General features: G+C 72.8%; 26 protein-coding genes. 14 read left to right on the top strand and 12 right to left on the bottom strand.

Going from position 1 to position 20,766, the window contains the following annotated elements; all coding sequences use genetic code 11:
• From BOQ63_RS13975 to BOQ63_RS13950, 6 genes are all read right to left on the bottom strand, one after another.
• Nucleotides 1-237: a hypothetical protein gene (locus tag BOQ63_RS13975; protein WP_030280115.1), complete on the bottom strand. Its 237-nt coding sequence runs from the start codon at nt 235-237 to the stop codon at nt 1-3.
• A gap of 376 nt (nt 238-613) precedes the next feature.
• The gene (locus BOQ63_RS13970; protein ID WP_030280116.1) at nt 614-1,096 is read right to left on the bottom strand and encodes a hypothetical protein; all 483 of its coding nucleotides are present in this window, start codon (nt 1,094-1,096) and stop codon (nt 614-616) included.
• A gap of 98 nt (nt 1,097-1,194) precedes the next feature.
• Complete coding sequence (locus BOQ63_RS13965; protein ID WP_072654344.1) at nt 1,195-2,145, bottom strand: SDR family NAD(P)-dependent oxidoreductase; 951 nt, start codon at nt 2,143-2,145, stop codon at nt 1,195-1,197.
• A 150-nt stretch (nt 2,146-2,295) separates the two neighbouring features.
• Nucleotides 2,296-2,850 carry a hypothetical protein gene (locus BOQ63_RS13960; protein WP_072654343.1) on the bottom strand — a complete coding sequence of 185 codons (555 nt, stop codon included), beginning with the start codon at nt 2,848-2,850 and terminating at the stop codon, nt 2,296-2,298.
• Between the two features lie 197 nt (nt 2,851-3,047).
• Nucleotides 3,048-3,944 carry an aldo/keto reductase gene (locus BOQ63_RS13955; protein WP_072654342.1) on the bottom strand — a complete coding sequence of 299 codons (897 nt, stop codon included), beginning with the start codon at nt 3,942-3,944 and terminating at the stop codon, nt 3,048-3,050.
• The gene (locus BOQ63_RS13950) at nt 3,941-4,831 is read right to left on the bottom strand and encodes an NAD-dependent epimerase/dehydratase family protein (RefSeq protein ID WP_072654341.1); all 891 of its coding nucleotides are present in this window, start codon (nt 4,829-4,831) and stop codon (nt 3,941-3,943) included. Before BOQ63_RS13950 ends, BOQ63_RS13955 begins: the two co-directional genes overlap by 4 nt.
• Nucleotides 4,832-4,931: 100 nt before the next feature.
• Between BOQ63_RS13950 and BOQ63_RS13945 the strand changes: the two genes are divergently transcribed.
• From BOQ63_RS13945 to BOQ63_RS13935, 3 genes are all read left to right on the top strand, one after another.
• A complete protein-coding gene (locus tag BOQ63_RS13945; protein ID WP_030551794.1) occupies nt 4,932-5,897 on the top strand; it encodes a LysR family transcriptional regulator in 966 nt (321 codons plus the stop codon).
• Between the two features lie 64 nt (nt 5,898-5,961).
• Nucleotides 5,962-7,167, top strand: coding sequence for an SEL1-like repeat protein (locus BOQ63_RS13940; RefSeq protein WP_072654340.1), 1,206 nt, complete (start codon nt 5,962-5,964; stop codon nt 7,165-7,167).
• Between the two features lie 113 nt (nt 7,168-7,280).
• Nucleotides 7,281-8,093 carry a DUF4037 domain-containing protein gene (locus BOQ63_RS13935; protein WP_043388017.1) on the top strand — a complete coding sequence of 271 codons (813 nt, stop codon included), beginning with the start codon at nt 7,281-7,283 and terminating at the stop codon, nt 8,091-8,093.
• Nucleotides 8,094-8,373: 280 nt separating this feature from the next.
• Here BOQ63_RS13935 and BOQ63_RS13930 read toward each other — a convergent pair whose 3' ends face one another.
• Genes BOQ63_RS13930 through BOQ63_RS13920 form a run of 3 tightly spaced genes read right to left on the bottom strand, consistent with a single transcriptional unit; the run spans nt 8,374 to nt 10,424 of the window.
• Nucleotides 8,374-9,297 carry a hypothetical protein gene (locus BOQ63_RS13930; protein WP_150475885.1) on the bottom strand — a complete coding sequence of 308 codons (924 nt, stop codon included), beginning with the start codon at nt 9,295-9,297 and terminating at the stop codon, nt 8,374-8,376.
• Nucleotides 9,294-9,827: a SigE family RNA polymerase sigma factor gene (locus BOQ63_RS13925; protein ID WP_030280135.1), complete on the bottom strand. Its 534-nt coding sequence runs from the start codon at nt 9,825-9,827 to the stop codon at nt 9,294-9,296. The genes BOQ63_RS13930 and BOQ63_RS13925 overlap by 4 nt, the downstream gene beginning before the upstream one ends.
• 45 nt (nt 9,828-9,872) lie before the next feature.
• A complete protein-coding gene (locus BOQ63_RS13920; RefSeq protein ID WP_072654338.1) occupies nt 9,873-10,424 on the bottom strand; it encodes a GNAT family N-acetyltransferase in 552 nt (183 codons plus the stop codon).
• 94 nt (nt 10,425-10,518) lie between these two features.
• Here BOQ63_RS13920 and BOQ63_RS13915 point away from each other — a divergent pair, with 94 nt between their 5' ends.
• From BOQ63_RS13915 to BOQ63_RS13870, 10 genes are all read left to right on the top strand, one after another.
• Entirely contained in the window at nt 10,519-11,277 is a 759-nt protein-coding gene (locus BOQ63_RS13915; RefSeq protein WP_030280139.1) for an alpha/beta fold hydrolase, read from the top strand.
• 312 nt (nt 11,278-11,589) lie between these two features.
• Nucleotides 11,590-12,405 (top strand): dienelactone hydrolase family protein, encoded by an 816-nt coding sequence (locus BOQ63_RS13910; RefSeq protein ID WP_051746651.1) that lies wholly within the window; start codon nt 11,590-11,592, stop codon nt 12,403-12,405.
• Nucleotides 12,406-12,950: 545 nt separating this feature from the next.
• A complete protein-coding gene (locus tag BOQ63_RS13905; RefSeq protein WP_072654336.1) occupies nt 12,951-13,352 on the top strand; it encodes an urea transporter in 402 nt (133 codons plus the stop codon).
• Between the two features lie 106 nt (nt 13,353-13,458).
• A complete protein-coding gene (locus BOQ63_RS13900; RefSeq protein ID WP_030280142.1) occupies nt 13,459-13,764 on the top strand; it encodes an urease subunit gamma in 306 nt (101 codons plus the stop codon).
• Between the two features lie 3 nt (nt 13,765-13,767).
• Nucleotides 13,768-14,622, top strand: coding sequence for a sirohydrochlorin chelatase (locus tag BOQ63_RS13895; RefSeq protein ID WP_150475883.1), 855 nt, complete (start codon nt 13,768-13,770; stop codon nt 14,620-14,622).
• 23 nt (nt 14,623-14,645) lie between these two features.
• Nucleotides 14,646-15,074, top strand: a complete 429-nt coding sequence (locus BOQ63_RS13890) for an urease subunit beta (RefSeq protein ID WP_078867118.1) — start codon at nt 14,646-14,648, stop codon at nt 15,072-15,074.
• Complete coding sequence (gene ureC, locus BOQ63_RS13885; protein ID WP_030280145.1) at nt 15,074-16,798, top strand: urease subunit alpha; 1,725 nt, start codon at nt 15,074-15,076, stop codon at nt 16,796-16,798. The genes BOQ63_RS13890 and ureC overlap by 1 nt, the downstream gene beginning before the upstream one ends.
• Entirely contained in the window at nt 16,795-17,499 is a 705-nt protein-coding gene (locus tag BOQ63_RS13880; protein ID WP_030280146.1) for an urease accessory protein UreF, read from the top strand. The genes ureC and BOQ63_RS13880 overlap by 4 nt, the downstream gene beginning before the upstream one ends.
• Nucleotides 17,500-17,525: 26 nt before the next feature.
• Nucleotides 17,526-18,146, top strand: a complete 621-nt coding sequence (gene ureG, locus BOQ63_RS13875; RefSeq protein ID WP_030551775.1) for an urease accessory protein UreG — start codon at nt 17,526-17,528, stop codon at nt 18,144-18,146.
• A gap of 62 nt (nt 18,147-18,208) precedes the next feature.
• Nucleotides 18,209-19,135 carry an urease accessory protein UreD gene (locus BOQ63_RS13870; RefSeq protein ID WP_072656251.1) on the top strand — a complete coding sequence of 309 codons (927 nt, stop codon included), beginning with the start codon at nt 18,209-18,211 and terminating at the stop codon, nt 19,133-19,135.
• Here the strand turns inward: BOQ63_RS13870 and BOQ63_RS13865 are convergent.
• A complete protein-coding gene (locus BOQ63_RS13865) occupies nt 19,132-19,299 on the bottom strand; it encodes a hypothetical protein (RefSeq protein WP_223885929.1) in 168 nt (55 codons plus the stop codon). The genes BOQ63_RS13870 and BOQ63_RS13865 overlap by 4 nt on opposite strands.
• Here BOQ63_RS13865 and BOQ63_RS13860 point away from each other — a divergent pair.
• The gene (locus BOQ63_RS13860; RefSeq protein ID WP_223885928.1) at nt 19,274-19,432 is read left to right on the top strand and encodes an NmrA family NAD(P)-binding protein; all 159 of its coding nucleotides are present in this window, start codon (nt 19,274-19,276) and stop codon (nt 19,430-19,432) included. The genes BOQ63_RS13865 and BOQ63_RS13860 overlap by 26 nt on opposite strands.
• Here BOQ63_RS13860 and BOQ63_RS13855 read toward each other — a convergent pair.
• Both BOQ63_RS13855 and BOQ63_RS13850 read right to left on the bottom strand, forming a co-directional pair.
• Nucleotides 19,429-19,884, bottom strand: coding sequence for a protein-tyrosine phosphatase family protein (locus BOQ63_RS13855; RefSeq protein ID WP_435796336.1), 456 nt, complete (start codon nt 19,882-19,884; stop codon nt 19,429-19,431). The two genes, BOQ63_RS13860 and BOQ63_RS13855, sit on opposite strands and share 4 nt — an antisense overlap.
• Before the next feature lie 3 nt (nt 19,885-19,887).
• A complete protein-coding gene (locus tag BOQ63_RS13850; RefSeq protein ID WP_072654334.1) occupies nt 19,888-20,727 on the bottom strand; it encodes an SDR family NAD(P)-dependent oxidoreductase in 840 nt (279 codons plus the stop codon).
• Nucleotides 20,728-20,766 lie beyond the last annotated feature (39 nt).

Genomic DNA, 20,766 nt, shown 5'->3' with positions numbered 1-20,766 from the left:
TCAGTTACCGCCCTTCGTGGTGTCGCGCCCGTACTGGGCTGCAATCGTCTTCGCGTTCTCGTAATAGCCGAGAATCAGGCGGGTCGTGGTGCCCATGCGTTCGAACATCTCGGGGTTCGAGTCCCGAAGAGCGGCCAGCTTCTCCATGCGCTCGTCTCGCTGCCACTCGGCAGCGCGGGCCGCATCCTTGTCCCGGGGACCGTCCAGATAGCCGAACCGGTGCAGGGTGTCGCTCATAGTGTTCTCTCCGTTCGTCAGTGCCCACGGCGGGGCCCGGTATACGTAGGGGGCGCCCCTTGCCCGCTCTCCTCTCGGATGTAGTGGAGGGCGGAGGGTTCCTGGCCTCCCGACCCTTCCCCTGATCTAGTGAAGGGCGGAGGTTTCCGGCTCCCGGTGGCGAGGTGGCGAGAGTGGTCCTGTTTCTGTTTTTTCTTAGTTTTTTCTATGTGTTCAAAAAAATAGGTAAGAACCACCACTCATCACCCCTCTTGCCGCTGTCGGCCGATCCGGGCCAGCGAACCCCCGAGACCACAGGCGGCCGTCTGCGGGCACGAGAGAGCCCCGGCCGACCAACGGGGGGCCGACCAGGGCTGTACGGGGCTCTATGGGGCCTTTACGCGGCTGCGGGCAGCATCTTGGGGACCGTGGCGGTTTCCCATGCAGACAGTTCTTCGGCGGCGGGGTCGAGTTCGCCGTTCATGGTGAAGTCCACCCGCCGTGTGTCGAGCGTGCGCCACCCGCCACGGGTGCCCCGGCGGACATTCAGCCGGACTCCGGCATCAACGAGCATGCCGCGCCGCTTCGCCGTGTCGGCCGTTTGCCAGTCGTCGGCGAAGGTGCGCCCGGTGGCCGTGGTGATGCGTTGCGGCTCGGTCTTCTCGCGGGACTCCAGCTCGACTATGCGACTGTCCAGCGCATCGTGTCGCCTCTTCCACTCCTGCGCGGCGTGCTTGGACTTCTGCTGACCTTGGATTTTCAGGTGCGCGGTGAACTCGGCCACGGTCGCGTTCAACTCCGGCTCGGGGTCGTAGCCGGGCACCACCACGGTTGTCCTGGTTTGGATTCCGCCGACCAGGCGCAGGAACTCGGCTATCACGTACTCGTCGGCCCAGTCTCCCCGGATGTTCGCGGGTGCTTCGCACTTGTCGCCCCGGGCGTGGTAATTGCACTTGTAGACAGGCGCCGCCGGGTGGACTACCCGAGGTGGGCGGCCGGGTCGACGCCGGTCAGGTCGCGGCTGGCGTCCCACAGGCGGGCCGCGACGGTGGTGTCGGCGAGGTTGGCCCACACCGGTTCGCGGTGGGGCTCACCGCGCAGGCCGAAGGCGCGCGGGCCCCACAGCTGGCCGCCGCGTACGGCCGGGTCGAGCACCGCCCGGACGGCGGGCCAGGCGCCGGCGTGCTTGCCCTGGAGGAGCAGGGCGGCGGGCGCGGCGCCCAGGCGCGCGGCGGCGGTCTTCGTGTGGACCCCCGGCCGGGAGGGGGTGAGGGAGTCCAGCGCGCCGCCGGGGTGGACCACCACGCTCGCCACCGTGCTGCCGGCCGCGCGGAGGCGGCGGTCGAATTCGAGGCCGAAGTGCATCTGCGCGAGCTTGGAGCGCCCGTAGGTGCGCTTGGGCCGGTAGTCCCTGCGGGACTGCAGGTCGTCCAGGTCCAGGCGCTCGGACTTCGCGGCGAAGCTGCCCATGGTGATGACACGGGCCGCCGGGGCGGCGGACAGCAGCGGCATCAGCCAGTGGGTCAGCGCGAAGTGCCCGAGGTGGTTCGTGCCGAACATCAGCTCGTGACCGTCCCCGGTCTCCTGGCGCGGCGGGTCGTCGAGCGCGACACCCGCGTTGTGGACGACCGCGTCGAGGCGTTCGACCCCCAATGCGTCCGCCACCGTTCGCAGCGACTCGAGGTCGGCGACGTCCAGCCGTACGGCGCGCACCTGTGCGCCGGGCACGCGGGCCCGGATCGAGGCCATGGCGTTCTCGGCCTTCGCGGGGTTTCGGCTGCCGAGCACGACGGTCGCCCCGGTGGCAGCCGACTGCTCCGCGACGAAGTACCCGATCCCGGCGTTGCCGCCGGTGACCAGGACGACGCTGCCGTCGGCACGCGGCAGCCGTCGGACGTTCCAGGGCGAGGTGGGGGGTGCGGAGGACATGGTGGCGGGACTCCCTTGCTGGTCAGGCGGCAGCGACTGCCTATGGGCTGCGCGGAACCCATGATTTCGGCCTGCCGCCTGCACGTCGCTCACAGATCACTGCCAGTCCTGTCAGCGGCCCGGCATCCCACCGGCACGGCCGGGGCGCGCTCAGAACCAGTACGGTTCGCCGATGATCTCCGCGCCCGCCTGCGCGGCGAGCCAGGCCGCGTGTTCCTCCACGTAGGTGTGGAGGTAGAGGACGTGCTCGGGCATCCACGGGTGGTCCAGGTCGTCGGCCTCGTGGTGGGTGTTGACCTGGAGGCGGGCGTGTCTGCGGGTCCAGGACAGTCCGAGCTCGGGGGCTCCCGGCCACCACAGGTCGTTCCAGTGGACCTGCAGCCGGTCGTGGACGCGGAGCGCCGAGCTCACGGCGCTCCGCGCGTGGTGCCGACTGGGGAGTTCCAGATCGACGGTGTAGATGTCCGCGTACGGCAGGGGTGCGTCGCCCGGGGTTTCCGCATCCTTCCTGATCTGCTCGTGGACCTTCGCCTCGGGAACCGCCGTCAGCAACTGCCTGAGACGGGCCCGGCTCGGCACCCTGGCCCGGATCTCGGTGCCGCCGGAGGAGGCCACCTCTCCCACTGCGAGGAGTCGGTCGGCCACGGCGAACACCGCGTGGAGGTCGGGGGTGCGGAGCACGGGAAAGACGAGGTTGTGCGACATGGGCGTCAGTACTACCGCGAGGACTGTCGGCCCACATCTGGTTTTCTGGCAGCTGTCTTCACGGCGGCTGCGGTTACTGCGCCTGTAGTCACGACAGGTGCAGTAACCGCAGGGTGCCGTGACTGCAGGTGTAGTTACGACAGGTGTAGTTACGGCAGATGTAGTTACTGCCGGTGTAGTTACTGCGGGTGCAGGAACTACACCCGCAGGCCCGCCAGTTCCTCCGCCGACAGCGTCAGCCCGGCCGCCGCTGCCGAGTCGCGGATGGAGGCGGGCCGGCGCGCGCCGGGGATCGGCAGGACGGCCGGGGACTGCGCCAGGTGCCAGGCGAGGCAGACCTGCTGCGGGCTGACGCCTCGGGCACGGGCCAGGGCGTGGAACGGGGTGTCCGTCCTGGGTGCGCCGCTGCCGGGGTCGTCGACGGCGCTGAGCGAGATGCCGCCGAGCGGGCTCCAGGGCAGGAAGGTGAGGCCGAGGTCGGTGCACAGGTCGAGGGTGTCGCGGGTGGCCGTGTGCGCAGGGGAGAAACGGTTCTGCACGGACACCAGGTACTGGCCGAGGATCTCCCGTGCGGTGCGGATCTGCTCGCAGTCCACATTGGAGAGGCCGACCATCCGGACGGTGCCCGCCTCGGCCAGCTCGCGCAGTGCGCCGACGGATTCGGCGAACGGGACGGCCGGGTCCGGCTTGTGCAACTGGTAGAGGTCGATCGCCTCGACGCCGAGTCGGACGGCCGAGGCCCGGGCCGCCCGGCGCAGGTGGCGCGGGTCGCCGTCGACCGTCCAGCTGCCGTCGCCGGGGCGGCCCCGGCCGCCCTTGGTCGCCACCAGGACGCCGTCCGCGTCGTGCCCGTAAGCCGCCAGGGCGCGGGCGATCAGGTGCTCGTTGTGGCCGACTTCGTCCGCGTGCCAGTGGTAGGAGTCGGCCGTGTCGATCAACGTCACGCCCGCGTCCAGGGCGGCGTGGACGGTGGCGATCGCCTGCGCCTCGTCGGGGCGGCCCTCGACGGACAGCGGCATCGCGCCGAGGCCGATCGCGCTGACGGTGCTGCCACCGATGACGCGGGTGAGGGCAGTTGTCGAGGTGGCGGTCATGCGCTGGCCTCCTTGACGGCCTGGGGAAGCCAGTCGGTGACGGCGGAGAAGCGGTAGCCCAGGCGGGCCGCCCGTCCGGTGTCCATGGCGTAGCAGCGGTCGAAGGAGAACGGCGAGGGCGCCTCGCCCCCTCCCGTGGTCAGCCGCGGCTCGGCGCCGGTGGCCCGGCCCACTGCCGCGCACAACTCCCGTACGTCCATCGGCCCTTGCGAGGCCGCGTTGACCGGTCCGGTGAAGTCGGCCTTGGCGGCCCAGGCCAGGAAGCGGGCGATCTCCGCCTCGTGGACGAAGGAAGCGCGCTGCGGTGCGGCGTGGACGGCCACCGGGATGCCGCGTCCGATCCGGTCCACGTAGTGGGCCAGCCGTCCGGTGAAGTCGGCGCCGCCGAGGACGTGCGCCGTACGGACGGTGGCGAGGTCGAAGGCTGCCTGCCGGGTGAGCAGTGCCTCCGCCTGGCGCTTGCCCTCGGCGTAGTGGTCGGCGACGAACTGAACGTCGTCCCAGAGAAGTTGCAGGTCCACCGGCTCGGCCGAGAGGTCGAGCTCCGGTTCCGCGAGAGGTGGGCCGCCGGGCCGGCCGAGGTGGGCGTACACCTCGACGGTGGAGGTGAGCACGTAGCGCGGGGTACGGCCGGCGAACACCCGGGCGGCGACGGCCGCCTGGACGGGCGTGTAGCAGACCTGGTCGACGACGGCGTCGAAGCGCCGGTCGGCGAGCGCGGCGCGCAGCGAGGCCTCGTCGTCGCGGTCGGCCCGCAGGTGGGTCACACCGTACGGGGCGGGGGTGGAGCCGCGGTTGAGGACGGTCACCGCCGCACCCGAGTCGCGGAGCTCCTCGACCACCCGTCTGCCGAAGTAGCGGCTCCCGCCGATCACACACACGTCCACGCCCTCGATCCCTTCCCATCGCCTGCCGGTGGGGTCAGCCTGCCCTGGTCCCGTCGTCAGCAGTAGTGTTGAGATCGAGGCATCATCATTAGGAGAACTGTTGATCGACGTCCAGCGACTCGCGGTGCTGCGGGAGGTCTCCCGCCGGGGCAGCTTCAACCAGGCGGCCCTGGCGCTGCACTGCACCCCCTCTGCCGTCTCCCAGCAGGTCGCCGCGCTGGAACGAGGCCTCGGCGCGCCCGTGGTCGAGCGCTCGACCCGCGGCGTCACGCTCACCGACACCGGCCGGCTGCTGGTCGAGGCCGCTGACGCCATCGCCGCCGAACTCACCGACACCCAGCAGCGCATCGCCCGCCTGACGGCCGAGCGGACCACCCTGACCGTCGCCACCTTCGCCAGCGGCGGGCGCCGACTGCTGCCCGCAGCGCTCGCCCGGTTCGCCGCCGAACACCCGGAGGTCGAACTGACCATCCTGGAGGCGGAACCGGAGGAGAGCCTGCCCGCCGTCCGCGAGGGCCGCGCCGACCTCGCCCTCGCCTACCACCTCGAAGGCCCGCCGCCCGCCCGCCCCGGCGACCGCTCCGGGCTGGACTGGACGCGGCTCGGAGAGGACCCGCTGCGCGTCGTGCTGCCGCGCCACCACCCCGCCGCCGCCCGCTACCGGTCCCGGCCCGAGGCGCCGCACCTGGCCGAACTCGCCGACCAACGCTGGATCCTGGGATGCCGCAAGTCCGCCGACCAGCTCGCCCGGTACGCCGACCTGGCCGGCGTCGAGCTGCGGATCTCGTGCACGGCGACGGACTACGAGTTCGCCCAGTCCCTGGTCCGCGCCGGGATCGGCATCGCCCTGATCCCCGAGATCGGCCTGGCCCGGCATCCGGAACTGGTCGCCCTCCCGCTGGCCGAACCCAGCCCCCGCCGCTACCTCGGGCTGGCCCTCGCCCGGCGCCGCCGCGGACGGGTCGCCCGGCTGGCGGAGGAACTGGCGTCCCGGCTGGCCGGGGGAGCGGAAGAGGAGGCGAAGGCCGCGCCGGGCTCGGACGGCTCTGGCCCGACCGCCTGTTGATGGATCCACCCGCAGGGCCGATGGTAGGTACTTCGGGTACGTGGTACGTCAACAGGAGTGGCACATGGGCATATTCGGGCGGAAGAAGAAGCAGCCCGCCGGGCTCGACATCGGCGGCGGGACGCGCCTGCACATCGAGGCCTCGCCGCAGGAGATCAAGCGGATGGTCAAGGACCTGCGGGGCCGGGCCGAAGCAGGGGACGTCGAGGCGATGGCCGATCTCGGCCGGATGCTGGAGTACCAGGGCAAGGTGGAGGAGGCCATGCGGTGGCACCAGCAGGCCGCCGTCGCCGGCGACGTGGACTCGGCCGCCTGGCTCGCCGACCGGCTGCTCAAGAACGGGCAGATCACGACGGGCCTCGACTACCTGCGCCTCGCCGCCCGTGGCGGACACCTCTCGGCCACCTTCAACCTCGGTGCCATCCTGCTGAGCCAGGACGAGAACAGCGAGGAGGGCGCCCGCTGGATGCTGCGCGCCGCCGAAGCGGGTCACCAGAAGGCGATCGACCACCTCGGCATCGACATGGCGCAGGTCCGGGCCGCCCGCGAGGAGGTCGCCCGGGACGTCGCCAAGGCCGAGCAGGGCGACGCCGAGGCCGCGCACCGAGCGGCGGCGGTGCTGCTGGACCTCGGCGAGGTCGAGCAGGCCGAGTACCTGCTGGAGCTCGCCGCGAACGGCGGGATCGCCGACGCCGCCTGGGAGTTGGCCCTGCGGGTGCACGACCGCAGCGACACTCCGCGCGCCGTGGAACTGCTGGAACAGGCCGGCCGCAACGGGCGCCCCGGGGGTGCCAAGCTCGCCGGGATCTGGCTGTACACCGAGGGCGAACCGGCGGCCGCGGTCTCGCTGCTGCGCCGGGCCGTCGCAGAGGGGGAGGAACTGCTCACGCCGGTGCTCGGCGCTGCCCTCAGCGCCGCGGGCGACCTGGACGGCGCGGAGGCGGTGCTGCGCCCGGCGGCGGAGGCGGGCGACTGGCAGGCGCAGTACAACCTGCTGGCGGTCCTCCAGCAGCGGGCGGCGCGTACGGGCGGTGACCGGTCGACCGAGGAGATGTGGAGCCTGCTCTCACGGGCCACGGCCGGTCTGCACGCCCAGGCCCAGGAGCGGCTGGACGCCGGAGAGCCGCAGCGGGCCGCCGACCTGCTGCTGATCGGCGCCCGGGCGGGCGACCCGGCGGCGCAGCGCTCCCTGGGCGAGCTGCTGTTGGCGATCGACCCCAAGGACCCGGAGGGGCAGGAGTGGCTGCGGCGCTCGGGCGCACGGCGCTGACGGCGGCCGGAAAATCAGCAGGTCGGCCCGGCCGACTTCCTGCTCAACGGCCCCGACCCGCCGCGCCCGGAATCCGCTGGCCCGGCGCCCGCCCAGCCGCCAGACTTCCCGTCATGCAGGCGATCGACGAACACATCGAGGCCATGGCGGCCCGACTCGCGGACGTACCGGGCATGGTCGGCGTGATGCTCGGCGGAAGCCGGGCACGCGGGGAGCACCGGCCGGAGTCGGACTGGGACCTCGGCCTCTACTACCGCGGCGAGCCTGACCTCGCCGCGCTGCGGGCGCTCGCCGGGCCGGAGGTGGAGGTGGCCGGCCCTGGCGGCTGGGGGCCGTGGGTGAACGGCGGTGCGTGGCTGCGCATCGACGGGGTTGCCGTCGACTGGATCCTGCGCGACCTCGACCGGGTCGAGCGGGTGTGGGCGGACTGCCGGGCCGGCCGCTACGAGGTCGGCGTGCAGGCCGGTCACCCGCTGGGGTTCTGGTCGCCCTGCTACCCCGGCGAGGTCGCGCTCGGCCGCGTACTCGCCGACCCCGCGGGCGAGTTGGCGGCGCTCCAGGCACAGACCGCCCGGTATCCGGAGCCGCTGCGCGACGCCCTGACGGGTGGGGCGTGGGAGGCGGAGTTCCTGGTCGGCGTCGCGGCGAAGGGGGCGGCCCGGGGCGACACCCTGTACGTCTCGCTCTGCCTCTCCCGGGCGGTGGGCGTACTGGTGCAGGCGCTGTACGCGCGCGAGCGGCGCTGGTGCCTCAACGAGAAGGGAGCGCTGGCGATCGCCGGGCAACTTCCGGATGTGCCAGCCGATTTCGGTGATCGTGCGCGTCAACTGCTGGGCGCCACCGGGGAGACGCCGGGCGCACTGGCAGCGACGGTGGACCGGGCGCGGGTGCTGGTCGGTGAGGTGATGGCCGTCCTACGCGGATGACAACACGCGCTTTCCCCGCCGGTCTCACGCTGTAGCGCACGGGGGCCCTTGCCGCAAGGCCCCGGTCATGCCACACGATCGTCAACTCCAGGGCGGGGCCCGGCGAAGACGGGAGGAATGACGACATGTGAGTTCTGGCTGAGGAGCGGCGGGAGTGGGAAGTCGGCGCTACCGACTTCCCACTCCCGCAGCCCCCGCCGCGCGCCTCCACGGAACACCCGGACCAAGTGGCCAGGCGTCAGACCACGGGTGCGGTCGACGCGTCGGGCGACAGGTGTGGTCAGCCCGTCAGGAACTGCGCCCCGGAGTCCGGGACCTTGTTGCCGTTCCGGTCGAAGTACTCCCAGAGCCTGGCCGTCCTGCCCTCCGGCCGGGCCACCACCGCCTCGCGCAGCGGCGAGTCGGCCACCGTGACGAGCGGCGGCTCGGTGACCGTGCCGTCCGTCCAGGTCACCTTCACCCGGGCGATGTCGGGACCCAGGCTCAGCCCGACGATCTCACCCGGGGCCACCGTGTCACCCTTGCCCCGGGCGCCCAGCAGGCCGCCGCCGATGTACGTGCCGTCGCGCGGGCCCAGCTTGCCCGGCGCCGGGCTGGTGCCCGCGGCGTCGTGGCTCAGGCGCACCCCGTCCACCGTGAAGTAGGTGTTGACGACGTCGGAGTCGGGATCGTAGTACCGGTCGACGAACTCCTTCGTCGGCTTGCTGACCGCCGAGTCGTACGGGCTGCGCTCCTGCCACAGCGCCAGCGCCTGCTCGTACGCCCGCTCCCTCGGGGCCGTCGGCCACACGGCCCGCCACAGCTTCCACTGCTTGCCCTCGGGCGTGGTGCCCTCGCCGACCACCACCCGCACCGGGGTGAACGGGTCCCGTGCGGGCGGGGCGGCGGTCGTGGGAGTCGGGCTCACCGGGGCAGCCGCGGCCGTCGGCGGGCCGCCGGTGCCGGAGCCGTGACCGGGACCGGCCGGGACCAGCGGGCGGGAGACGGCCGGCCCGGGGCGCAGCTCGGAGACCGCCCCGCCCGCCAGCACCACCACCGAGGCCAGCGCCAGCGCGCCGACCACCGTCCGGCGGCGGCGCCGGATCCGCCGACCGCCCGCCAGGATGTCCGCCACCGGCGCCGGGCCGATCCTCGCGGTCGACGCCGCCTCGGCCAGGCCCAGCCCGACCCACAGGTCGGCGTCCCCGTTCGCGTTCGTGCTCATACCGCCCCTCCGATCTCGGTCCTGTCCTTCAGCTCCCCCAGAGCGGACACCTGTCGCAACCGCCCGATGCCCTTCGCCGCGTGGCTGCGCACCGCGCCCACCGAACAGCCCATCGCCGTGGCCGTCTGGCTGTCGCTCAGGTCCTCCCAGTACCGCAGCACCACCGCCTCCCGCTGGCGCGGCGGCAGGGTGGCGAGCGCGGCCAGCAGCGCCCCGCGCTGGTCGGACCGGGCGAAGCCGTCCTCCGACCCCGCCGTGTCCGGCACCGCGTCGACCAGCAGCTCCGGCGGCCGACGGCGCCAGCGGCGGGCGTGCTGGTTCACCAGGATCCGTCGCACGTAGGCGTACGGATCGTCCGCCCGGCGCACCTTCGACCAGGCCGCGCAGGCCTTCTCCGCCGCCGACTGCACCAGGTCCTCCGCCGCGTACTGTTCCCCGGCCAGCAGGAACGCCGTCCGTAGCAGCCGGGGCCAGGACGCGACGACGAACGTCTGGAACTCCTCGTCCCGAGCGCTCTTCGCTTCTCCCATGAGTACCCCCTCACCCACCCAGAGCCCGGACGGGGCCGGAAGCGCTTACTCCCCGGCGGCCTCCGGTCGGAAGAGGTCCAGGCCACGGAGGTACCAGTCGTGCAGCGTCCCGTGCCCGTCCCGCGCCCGCCCGGCAGGCCGGAACCCGGCCCGACGGGCCACCGCGGCCGAAGCGGCGTTCTCCGGCTCCACCCGGATCACCGCCTCCCGCGCACCTACCCGCGCCCCGTACCCCGAGGCCAGCAGGACGGCCCGGGTTGCCAGGCCCCGGCCGCGCCACGGGGGATAGAGGCCGTAGGCGACGTTCACCTGGCCGGGGGCGAGGTCGGCGTGCCCGAACCGCAGGTCGATCGTCCCCGCCAGTACGCCGTTTCCGCCCTCCTCGTCCGCCCTGATCCCGAACGCGCGCAGCGGACCGTCCGCCTCCCACTGCTCGCGGCACTGCCGGAAGTACGCCGCGACGCCCTCCGGAGTGCTCGGGCCGCCGCTCAGCCACCGCACCAGCGCCTCGTCCTCCCCGGCCAGGTGGGCCGCCGCGTCCTCCGGGCGCAGCGGGGACAGCGTGACCACTCCGTCGGACAGCTCCAGTTCGCGCATCCGGACATTCTCGGCGCGCCGCCGCCGGTCACGCCATCGGATTGCGCCCGAACTGCCTCGCGGGCGACCGGCCTGGCTGGCTACCATCCACCGGGTGATCCTTTCTCATGATGATTCAGGAACCGGTCCGGCTGTTGTCCTGCTGCACTCCTCGGTGTGCGACCGGCGGATGTGGGACCCTCAGTGGCAGGCCCTCCTCGACGCCGGCCACCGCGTCGTCCGCTGCGACTTCCGCGGCTTCGGCGACACCCCGCTGCCCACCGGCCCCTACGGCGCCGCGGCTGACGTGCTCGCCCTCCTCGACCACCTGGGCATCGGAACCACCGCCCTGGTCGGCGCCTCGTACGGCGGCCGCATCGCCCTCACCGCGGCCGCCCTGCGCCCCCACGCGGTCACCGCACTCGCCCTGCTCTGCGCAGGCCGCCCGGGCCACGAACCCTCCGAAACCCTGCGCGCCTTCGGCGCCCAGGAGGACGAACTGCTGGAGGCGGGCGACATCGAGGCCGCCGTCGAACTCAACGTCCGCACCTGGCTCGGCCCGGAGGCCGACGAACCGACCCGCGACCACGTCCGGCGGATGCAGCGCCACAACTTCGACGTCCAGCTGGAGGCGACCGGCGGCCCGGAGAAGGAAGACGTCGACCTCACCCGGATCACCGCCCCCACCCTCGCCGTCTCGGGCGCCCACGACCTCCCGGACTTCCGCCACATCGCCGCCGGACTCCCCACCATCCTCCCCAACGCCCGCCACCTCGAACTCCCCTGGGCCGGCCACCTGCCCAACCTGGAACGGCCCGCCGAGGTGACCACCCTCCTCACGGACTTCCTCCGGGACCCGTCAGCGCGGGGCTGAGAGGCGCCAACGGAGCCGGCGCGTCGAGCCGGTCATCGCAGACCGCGAGTACGGCGACATCGACGCCTACGCCCGGGGCTTCCGCGCCGCCGGGGTGCGCGACCCGACGACGGCCGTCGTCGCCGGTGCAGGGCACTTGGCCCAGGAGGAGGAGCCCGCCGAAGTCTGGTCGACCGTCCGGGAGTTCGCCGTCAGCGGGCCCTGGAGGACTGCACGGTCGGGGAGGGTCGGGTACCAATCGGGGCCCCGGCGACTTCGGCCAGGCGGGACAAAGGCCGGACTCGAACGTGTGTCGGGCGCCATGATGGATGGGTGCACTTCACTTCGGAGACCAGTGCGGACGGCGTCTCGGAACGCCGCTTCGTCCATGACGGCGTGCCCGGCGTGCTCTGGCACCCGGCCGGATCGGCCCTCGGCGGGCGGCCGTTGGTGCTGCTCGGGCACGGTGGCGGGCAGCACAAGCTGGGGTCGCGGGACCGGGCCCGGGCGTGCGTGGCGCGGTACGGGTGGGCGGCGGTGGCTCTCGACGCGCCCGGGCACGGCGAGCGGGAGCGCACCGCGCAGGACGAGCGGTTCGCCACCGAGATCGGGGAGTTGCTGGCGGCCGGGCGGCCGATCAGTGCGTGGGTGGCGCGGCACACGGCGGCGCTCGCGGAGCGGGCCGTGCCCGAGTGGCGGGCGGTGCTGGACACTCTGGACGCCCTCGAGGGGCCGGGCAGGGGCCCCGGGCCCGTCGGGTACTGGGGGTTGTCGCTCGGGACGGTGATCGGCATCCCGCTCGCGGCGGCCGAACCGCGAATCCGGGCCGCCGTGTTCGGGCTGGCGGGCCATGCCTCGCTGCTGGAGCCGGCCGGGCGGGTGACCGTTCCGGTGGAGTTCGTCCTGCAGTGGGACGACGAACTCTCGTCGCGTGAGGCCGCGTTGGCACTGTACGGCGCGCTGGGCTCGCGGCAGAAGACGCTGCACGCCAATCCCGGGGGCCACCGGGCGGTGCCCGAGTTCGAGCTCGCCGCCTCGGAGCGCTTCCTGCTCGGGCACCTCGGTCGGACGGCTGCCGGGACCGAGGCCGGAGCGACCTCCCCTGCGGGCCCCGGAGCGACCCCCCACGCAGGGCCCGGGGCGGCCTGACCGGCCGCGTGGAGCCCCGTCCACGCATTCCGGTGCGATCGCACCCCGAAGAACTCACATTTCCGCCACATCGGCCCCGCGCCCCACAGCATTCCCGCGGCTTTCCCACGGCTCCGCGTGTCCGGATTGCCGGGATAGCCAGAATTTGTCGCGGATTACTTGGCATAGCCATATTCCGGCGCTTGTCTGCCGCGAGTAAAACTTCGCAAAGAATTGCCCTCTTCAGCCACTTCGCCGCGCCGCGGCTTCAACAGAATGTTGCAGCTCAGCGCCCACGTCGTGACTGTCGGTCGATTTGACGTAACGCCAGGTGTCCATCCCGTTTCCGAATCCGCAGGAGTACGGTTCCCCACGAATCGCCGAACGGGCTCCCGGGCAGTCTCCCGAGCCCCCTCGGCCGTACCGGGGAATTGGTGCGACGTATGGGCCGTATGGGTCAACAAAAGGGTGGGGGAGGGGTCCCGAAAAGGGCTTCCGCCGCCGCCCGTCCGATATCCGTCGAGTTAGTCGTCGAAGTCCTGCGCGATGGCGCCCAGGTCGATTTCATGCGGTCCACCGCGTACGGTTTCGGGCTGCGGCGGGACGCCGTCGAGGCCGGGCTGACCGGGTACAACGGGTGCCTGGTCGCGCTCGGGTGCGCGGTGCTCCTCGGCCCGGGCCACCCGGCGACGGTCGCGGTCGCGGTGCTCGGCGCCGTCGTCGCCGTGGTGGTGACCGCGGCACTCGGAGCCCTACTGGAAGGGCGCGGGCTGCCCGCGCTGACCGCGCCGTTCTGCCTGGTCGCCACGGCCGCCACGGCCGCCACGGCCGCCGCGACCGTGCTGACCCCGGCGCTCGGCGCGATCACCGCGCCGTTCGGCGGCCACGCCTTCACGTGGCCGTTCGTGCTGACCACCATGCTGTTCCTGGCCGCGGTACCGGTGATTCCCCGGCTGCGCCGGGTCTGATCCCGCAGGCGGCCGAACCCGGTATTCCGCCCCACGGTGGCCCAACTGATCTGCTTTTCATCGGACTTGCATTCCGTCGGTTTCTCGGAAAGGAGGAGTGGTTCCCGTGAATCTCTCCCCGCGTGAGATGGACAAGCTCTACATCTACGTCGTGGCCGATCTGGCCCGCAAACGCCGCGACCGCGGCGTCAGGCTCAACTACAGCGAGGCCTGCGCGCTGATCAGCGAGGCCATCATGGAGGGCGCCCGGGACGGCCGCACCGTCGCCGAGTGCATGGAGATCGGCAAGCAGGTCGTCAGCAACGCGGACGTCATGCCCGGCGTGCGCGAGATGCTGCCGCTGCTCCAGGTCGAGGCCGCGTTCCTGGACGGCACCAAGCTGGTCTCCTGCCACGACCCGGTCGGTGCCTGAGCGATGACCGCCCCCCAGCCTGCGGTGGTCGTCCTGGCCGGCGGGCACGAGAGTGACGGCGGCCGCGACCTGGTGGGCCTGGTCACCCCGAGCGGCGCGCCCGCCGGGCGCGGGCCGGTCGTCCACGCCGCGGCAGCCGCGGGCCGACCGCTCGCCGAAGCCGTCCGCTCGGCCCTGGCGGCCGGCGACGGACCGGTGTGCGTCGTACCGATGACCCTCGGACGGGACCCGAAGCTGGTCGCCGACACCGCCCGCGCCCTGCGCTGGCTCGCCGACGACGAGGGCCGCGGACGGCTCGCGCTCACCGCGCCCTTCGGCGCGGCCGAGCACCTGATCGGCTGGCTGCGCGCCGCCGCGGCCTCGGCCGGCGGCGGGGACGCCGTACTCGTCACCGCCCCGGCGGCCGGGCCGTTCGAGGACGCCGAACTGTTCCGGATCGCCCGGCTGGTCCGCCAGTACGGGCGGCACCGGTTGGTCGAGGTGGCCTTCGCGGGCGGCGACCCCGGCTCGGCCGAGGGCGCCGAACGCTGCCGACTGCTCGGCGCCGACCGGGTCACGGCCGTCACGGCCTCCTTCGGCCCGGCCCTGCCGGCCGACCTGCGGGACAGCGACGTACGGGACGGCGGCCCGCTGCTGCGGCCGTCCGCGATCGCCGGCGTGGTCGCGGCCCGCACGGCGGCGGCGCTGCACCTGCTCGGCCACGGCGAGGACGGCATCCTGGCCGGCCTCGACGCCGAGCACGGCCACGGCTACGCCCACAGCCACGGCCCGGGCGGGGGCCACCACAGCGACGGCCACGGTCACGGTCACAAACACAGTCACAGTCACCCCCACACCCCCGCACACACCCCCCACTGAACCGGCAGAGAGGAAGGCCAGCCATGTCTGGTGGCGCCGCATACCTGTACGGCGACGACCCGGTGGAGATCAACGCCGGCCGAGCCAAGGCCACGATCACGGTCAGCAACACGGGCGACCGGGCGATCCAGGTCGGTTCCCACTACCACTTCTTCGAGGCCAACCGGGCCCTCGACTTCGACCGCAACGCCGCCTTCGGCAAGCACCTCGACATCCCGGCCGGCACCGCCGTCCGCTTCGAGCCCGGCGACACCAAGGACGTCACGCTCGCCGAGTTCGGCGGGCACCGCCGCCTGGTGGGCTTCAGCAACCTCGTGGACGGCGGCACCACGGCGCGGGACACCCGCGCCCGCGCCATCGACCGGGCGATCGCCCGCGGTTTCAAGGGCACCAACCTCGACCACAAGGACGACGAGCCCCGCGCGGGCTTCCGGAACGAAGGCGACCGCTGATGGCCATCCTGTCCCGCAAGCAGTACACCGACCTCTTCGGCCCCACCGTCGGCGACCGCTTCCACCTCGCGGACACCAACCTCGTGGTCGAGGTCGAGCAGGACTTCAACCAGGGCCACTACGGCGACGAGGCCGTCTACGGCGGCGGCAAGGGCATCCGCGACGGCATGGCCCAGGACCCGGCCGCCACCGCCGTCCAGGGCGCGCTCGACCTGGTCATCACCAACGTCGTCGTGATGGACCCGGTGCTCGGCGTCGTCAAGGGCGACATCGGCGTCAAGGACGGCTTCATCACCGCCGTCGGCAAGGCCGGCAACCCGCACACCCAGAGCGGGGTGCACCCGAAGCTGGTGATCGGCCCCGGCACCGAGGTGATCTCCGGCGAGCACCTGATCGCCACCGCCGGCGGCATCGACACCCACATCCACTTCATCGCCCCGCAGCAGGCGCAGGAGGCGCTGAGCAACGGCATCACCACCCTGATCGGCGGCGGCACCGGCCCGTCCGACGGCACGAACGGCACCACCTGTACGCCCGGGCCGTGGAACATCGGCCGGATGTACCAGGCCGTGGAGGACCTGCCGGTCAACGTCGGCCTGCTCGGCAAGGGCAACGGCTCGCTGCCGGGCGCGCTGCGCGAGCAGGTCGAGGCGGGCGTGTGCGGCCTCAAGGTGCACGAGGACTGGGGCAGCACCCCGGCCGCGATCGACAGCGCGCTCGGCGTCGCCGACGAGTACGACGTGCAGGTGGCCATCCACACCGACACCCTCAACGAGTCCGGCTTCTTCGAGGACACCCTGTCCGCGATCGACGGCCGCACCATCCACACCTTCCACACCGAGGGTGCGGGCGGCGGCCATGCCCCCGACATCATGCGGATCGCCGGCGAGCCCAACGTGCTGCCGTCCTCCACCAACCCGACCCTGCCCTACACCGTCAACTCGGTGGACGAACTGCTGGACATGGTGATGGTCTGCCACCACCTCAGCCACGACATCCCCGAGGACGTCTCCTTCGCCGACTCCCGGGTGCGCGCCGAGACCATCGCCGCCGAGACCGTGCTGCACGACGAGGGCGTCATCTCGATCTTCTCCTCCGACTCCCAGGCCATGGGCCGGATCGGGGAGTCCTTCACCCGTGCCTTCCAGACCGCCCACCACTGCAAGGAGCAGCGCGGCAAGCTGGCCGGCGACAGCGAGCGCAACGACAACTTCCGGGTGCTGCGCTACCTCGCCAAGCTCACCATCAACCCGGCGATCGCCTCCGGCACCGCCGAGCACATCGGCTCGCTGGAGCCCGGCAAGCTGGCCGACATCGTGCTCTGGCCGATCAACTCCTTCGGCGCCAAGCCCAAGATGGTCATCAAGGGCGGCATCATCAACTGGGCCCTGATGGGCGACCCGAACGCCTCGCTGCCCACCCCGCAGCCGGTCTACTACCGCCCGATGTACGGCGCGCTCGGCCGGGCCAGGCAGGCCACCCGGATCAGCTTCATGTCCCGGGCCGCCGTCGACCTCGGCGTTCCCGCCCAACTGGGACTGGAAAGCCGGGTGTTGCCGGTACGGCACTGCCGCTCGGTCGGCAAGCAGCACATGCTGCGCAACGACGCCCTGCCGAAGATCGCGGTCGACCCGGAGACGTACAAGGTCACCCTGGACGGCGAACCCGCCACCATCGAGCCGGCCCGCGAACTGCCGCTCAACCACCTGTTCTACCTGGCATGAGCAGCCCCACGGGAGACGGGCTGGACGCCCTGCTGGTCAGCCTTCAGCTGACCGACTCCGCCTTCCCCAGCGGCTTCTACACCCTCTCGCACGGCCTGGAGGGCTACGCCCAGGCGAAGGCCGTCACTCCCGACACCGTGCCCGAGCTGCTCGCCGACCTGCTGCGGCACAGCGTCGGACCGTCCGACGCGACGGCGCTGGCGCTGGCCCACCGGGCCGCGTCGGAGGGCGACTGGGAGCTGCTGGTCGAGATCGACCAGCGGCTGCACGCCACCAAGCTCAACCGCGAGCTGAGGCTCGCCGCCACCCGGACCGGCCGCCAACTCCTGGACATCGCCCGGGAGTCGGTGGGCGGTGAGCCGCTGGAGCGGTACGCGGAACTGGTCGCCGACAAGCGCGCCCCCGGCTGCCAGGCGGTGGCCGCCGGGGTCGCGTACGCCTCGGCCGCCGTACCGGTCGAACAGGCCGTCGCCAGCGACCTGTTCGCCTTCTGCACCAGCTTCGTCGGCGCCGCGCTGCGGCTGCGGCTGACCGACCACCGCAGGGCGCAGGTCGTCCTGCGGGCCGCCGCCCCGGTGATCCGGGAGGTGGTGGCGGCCGCACTGGTACGGGAGTCGGCCGACCTCGGGGGCTGCGTACCGATCGCGGACGCGATGTCCGGGCGGCACGAGCGGGCCGAGGCCCGGCTGTTCGCGAGTTGAACACACCTACGATCGAAGGGAATCGCATGACCGACAACGTGCTCAGGGTGGGCATCGGCGGACCGGTCGGCTCGGGCAAGACGGCGCTGATCGAGGCGCTGGTGCCGGTGCTGATCGCGCGCGGCCACCGCCCGGCGGTCATCACCAACGACATCTACACCCAGGAGGACGCCCAGCACGTCCGCCGCACCCTTGCCGGGGTGCTCGACCCCGAGCGGGTGGTCGGCGTGGAGACCGGCGCCTGCCCGCACACCGCCGTGCGGGACGACCCGACGATGAACCTCGCCGCCGGGGCCGAGATGCTGGAGCGCTTCCCGGACGTCGACACCCTGCTGTTCGAGTCTGGTGGTGACAACCTCACCCTGACCTTCAGCCCGGTGCTGGTCGACCTCTTCCTGTTCGTCCTCGACACCGCCGAGGGCGAGAAGATGCCCCGCAAGCGCGGCCCGGGCATCACCGAGTCGGAGCTGCTGGTGATCAACAAGATCGACATCGCCCAGTACGTCCGGGCCGACCTCGGCATCATGGAGTCCGACGCCCGGCGGGTGCGCGAGGGCGGGCCGGTGGTGCTCACCAACTGCCTGACGGGGGAGGGGCTGGAGGACATCGCCACCTTCCTGGAGACCTTCCGGAAGGTCCCGGCGTGACGGCTCCACCGGTCGCCGAGCGGGCGGCTGCCGAGGCGGAGGCCGTCGCGGGCGAGCGGGAAGTGCCCCGGCTCGACCCCCGGCACTACGAGCCGGCCCGCGTCCCGCACCAGGTCCGCCGGTACGCCGGGACACCCGACACCCTCGCGGTCGGGCGCCCCGGCAAGGTCGGGCTGCTGGAGCTGGCCTTCGAGCGGATCGGCGGGCGCACCGAACTCACCGGCCACTACCAGAAGTCGCCGCTGCAGATCATGCGCCCGCTCTACTTCGACCCGGCCCGCCCCGACCTCGCCGTCACCCTGCTGATGTCCACCGGCGGCGGCATCCTCCAGGCCGACCGGCTGCGCACCGACATCCGCTGCGGCGCCGACACGGCCGTCCACCTGACCACCCAGGCGGCCACGAAGGTCTACCGGATGGAGCACGACTACGCGACCCAGCTGGTCAACCTGGAGGCCGGGCCGGGCGCCTACGTCGAGTACCTGCCCGAGCCGGTGATCCCCTTCGTCGACTCGCGCTTCTACCAGCGCACCGTCCTGACCGCGGACGCCGGGGCGACGGTGCTGGCCGGCGAGACCGTCCTGGCCGGCCGGCTGGCCAGGGGCGAGCGCAACGCCTACCGGGTGTTCGCCTCGGACCTCGAAGTGCGCCGCCCGGGCGGAGAGTTGGTAGCCCTCGACACGGTACGGCTGGAGCCCGCCGACGGCAGCGTGGCCGGCCCGGCCGTGCTCGGCGGGCACGACGTGATGTCCAGCCTGTACGTGCTCAGCCCGCTCGCCCCGGCGGCCCGGATCGCCGACGTGCTGCACGAGGCCCTGGCGGAGCGCGGGCTGCTGTACGGGGTCAGCGTGCTGCCGCAGGACAGCGGCGCCTGGCTGCGGCTGCTCGACTCCGACACCAGGGCCTGCGCGGCCGCACTGCGGGCGGCCTGGGAGGCGGTGCGGCGGCTGCTGATCGGGGCGCCGGCGCCCGACCTGCGGAAGACCTAGAGGCCCTTCTCCGCCAGTCGGGCGATCTGCCGGTGGCTGAGCTCGACCGTGCGGTTCATGTGCCGTAGCAGGAGAGCGAGTTCGTCCTCGCTGTCCTCGGCGAAGAGGCCGTCACAGGTGCCACCGGCGCCCAGGGCGGTGCCGTTCGGAACGGACCTCGCCACCGAGGTCCGCCAGGGCACCGCCCTGCTCGACGCGGCGGCCGCCACCGGCGTGGGGCACGTGGTCTTCACCTCCGCCACCAACGCCGACCGCTCCACGGCCGCCCTGTACGCGGAGTCCGAGGACGGACCCTAGGCCTGTCGCTCGACGAACTTCCGCTGCCAGGGCGTCTCCACCGCGTGCCGGCTGTAGTGTTCCCGGACGTACGCGACCGCCTCCTTCGGCGGTACGCCGTCCAGCACCGCGATGCAGGCGAGCGCCGTACCGGTGCGGCCGCGGCCGCCCGCGCAGGCGAGTTCGACGCGTTCGGTGGCGCAACGTTCCCAGGCCTGGCGGAACGCGTCGGCCGCGTCCGCGCGGTCGGCGGGCAGTCGGAAGTCGGGCCAGCGCACCCACCGGCTGTCCCAGGGCAGCGGGCGCGGCTGCCGGCCCAGCAGGTAGACGCCGAAGTCGGGGGAGGGCCCGGGCGGGAGCGGGTTGCGGACGCCCCGGCCGCGCAGCAGGCGTCCGGAGGGCAGCCGCAGGACGCCGGGGGCGGCGGGGTCCCAGGTGGTGGGGAGCGGTCGGTCGGTCGTTGTCACCGTCACCTCTCAGATGCCGGCGTGGCCGACCAGCTTCAGGCTGCGTTCCCACAGCTCTGCCCGGGCCCGCAGGTCGTAGGCCTGGCGGTCGGCCCGGGCCTCGCGCGTCCGGTCGTAGTAGCGGCCGGTGACGCCGGCGAGGGCCGGGTCGGTGACCAGCCGGTGGGTGGCGGTGACGCCGCCTTCGAGGCTGTCGACGCTGTGGCCGATCTCCTGCAGCACCATCTTGGTCGGCATGTACGTCGACGGGTGGAGGCTGTTGACGGTCACCTCGGCGGCCGGCACCCGCGCGGCGAGTTCGAAGCCGCAGGCGATCTGGGCGAGCTTGCTGCGGCAGTACGCGCTGGTTCCGTTGTAGCCGTGTTCCAGCATGAGGTCGTCGAAGTCGACCGCCTCCTGTCCGGCCGAGGCGACGTTGACGATCCGGGCGGGGGCGGAGGCGCGCAACAGGGGCAGCAGTTCGAGGCTGAGCAGGAACCCGGCCAAGTGGTTGACGGCGAAGCGCAGTTCGTGGCCGTCGGTGCTGGTGCGGCGGGTGCGGCCGTCTGGTTCGCCGCTGCCGACCCCGGCGTTGTTGACCAGCACGTCGAGCCGGGCGGTGGCGGCGCGGACCTCGGCGGCGAGGGCACGGACCTGGGCGAGGTCGGCCAGGTCGGCGCGCAGGGTGACGGGGCGTTCGGTGCCCTGGGCCTCGGCGATCTCCTGGGCCGTGCGGTCGAGCCGGCCCTGGTCGCGCCCGTGCAGCAGTACGGTGTCGCCCTCGCCGGCGAGACGGTGGGCGAGGGCGCGGCCGAGGCCGTCGGTGGCTCCGGTGACGAGGACGGTCCGCGGCGTGGTGGGCGGGGTCATCGGGACTCCTGTGGCCGAAGGTGCGGGGGCGGAACCGGT

The sequence above is a fragment of the Streptomyces viridifaciens genome, assembly GCF_001888885.2.
Taxonomy (GTDB): domain Bacteria; phylum Actinomycetota; class Actinomycetes; order Streptomycetales; family Streptomycetaceae; genus Kitasatospora; species Kitasatospora aureofaciens.
Note: the sequence above shows the minus strand (reverse complement) of the source record. Positions and strands in the feature narration are given on the sequence as shown.

Bases quoted from the DNA above. Each gene is read 5' to 3' on its own strand.
- BOQ63_RS13920 (WP_072654338.1), bottom strand. From the start codon at position 10,424: ATGCGCGAACTGGAGCTGTCCGACGGAGTGGTCACGCTGTCCCCGCTG.
- BOQ63_RS13930 (WP_150475885.1), bottom strand. From the start codon at position 9,297: ATGAGCACGAACGCGAACGGGGACGCCGACCTGTGGGTCGGGCTGGGC.
- BOQ63_RS13960 (WP_072654343.1), bottom strand. From the start codon at position 2,850: ATGTCGCACAACCTCGTCTTTCCCGTGCTCCGCACCCCCGACCTCCAC.
- BOQ63_RS13955 (WP_072654342.1), bottom strand. From the start codon at position 3,944: ATGACCGCCACCTCGACAACTGCCCTCACCCGCGTCATCGGTGGCAGC.
- BOQ63_RS13925 (WP_030280135.1), bottom strand. From the start codon at position 9,827: ATGGGAGAAGCGAAGAGCGCTCGGGACGAGGAGTTCCAGACGTTCGTC.
- BOQ63_RS13850 (WP_072654334.1), bottom strand. From the start codon at position 20,727: ATGACCCCGCCCACCACGCCGCGGACCGTCCTCGTCACCGGAGCCACC.
- BOQ63_RS13965 (WP_072654344.1), bottom strand. From the start codon at position 2,145: ATGTCCTCCGCACCCCCCACCTCGCCCTGGAACGTCCGACGGCTGCCG.
- ureG (WP_030551775.1), top strand. From the start codon at position 17,526: ATGACCGACAACGTGCTCAGGGTGGGCATCGGCGGACCGGTCGGCTCG.
- BOQ63_RS13940 (WP_072654340.1), top strand. From the start codon at position 5,962: ATGGGCATATTCGGGCGGAAGAAGAAGCAGCCCGCCGGGCTCGACATC.
- BOQ63_RS13975 (WP_030280115.1), bottom strand. From the start codon at position 237: ATGAGCGACACCCTGCACCGGTTCGGCTATCTGGACGGTCCCCGGGAC.
- BOQ63_RS13895 (WP_150475883.1), top strand. From the start codon at position 13,768: ATGACCGCCCCCCAGCCTGCGGTGGTCGTCCTGGCCGGCGGGCACGAG.
- BOQ63_RS13935 (WP_043388017.1), top strand. From the start codon at position 7,281: ATGCAGGCGATCGACGAACACATCGAGGCCATGGCGGCCCGACTCGCG.
- ureC (WP_030280145.1), top strand. From the start codon at position 15,074: ATGGCCATCCTGTCCCGCAAGCAGTACACCGACCTCTTCGGCCCCACC.
- BOQ63_RS13890 (WP_078867118.1), top strand. From the start codon at position 14,646: ATGTCTGGTGGCGCCGCATACCTGTACGGCGACGACCCGGTGGAGATC.
- BOQ63_RS13905 (WP_072654336.1), top strand. From the start codon at position 12,951: ATGCGGTCCACCGCGTACGGTTTCGGGCTGCGGCGGGACGCCGTCGAG.
- BOQ63_RS13880 (WP_030280146.1), top strand. From the start codon at position 16,795: ATGAGCAGCCCCACGGGAGACGGGCTGGACGCCCTGCTGGTCAGCCTT.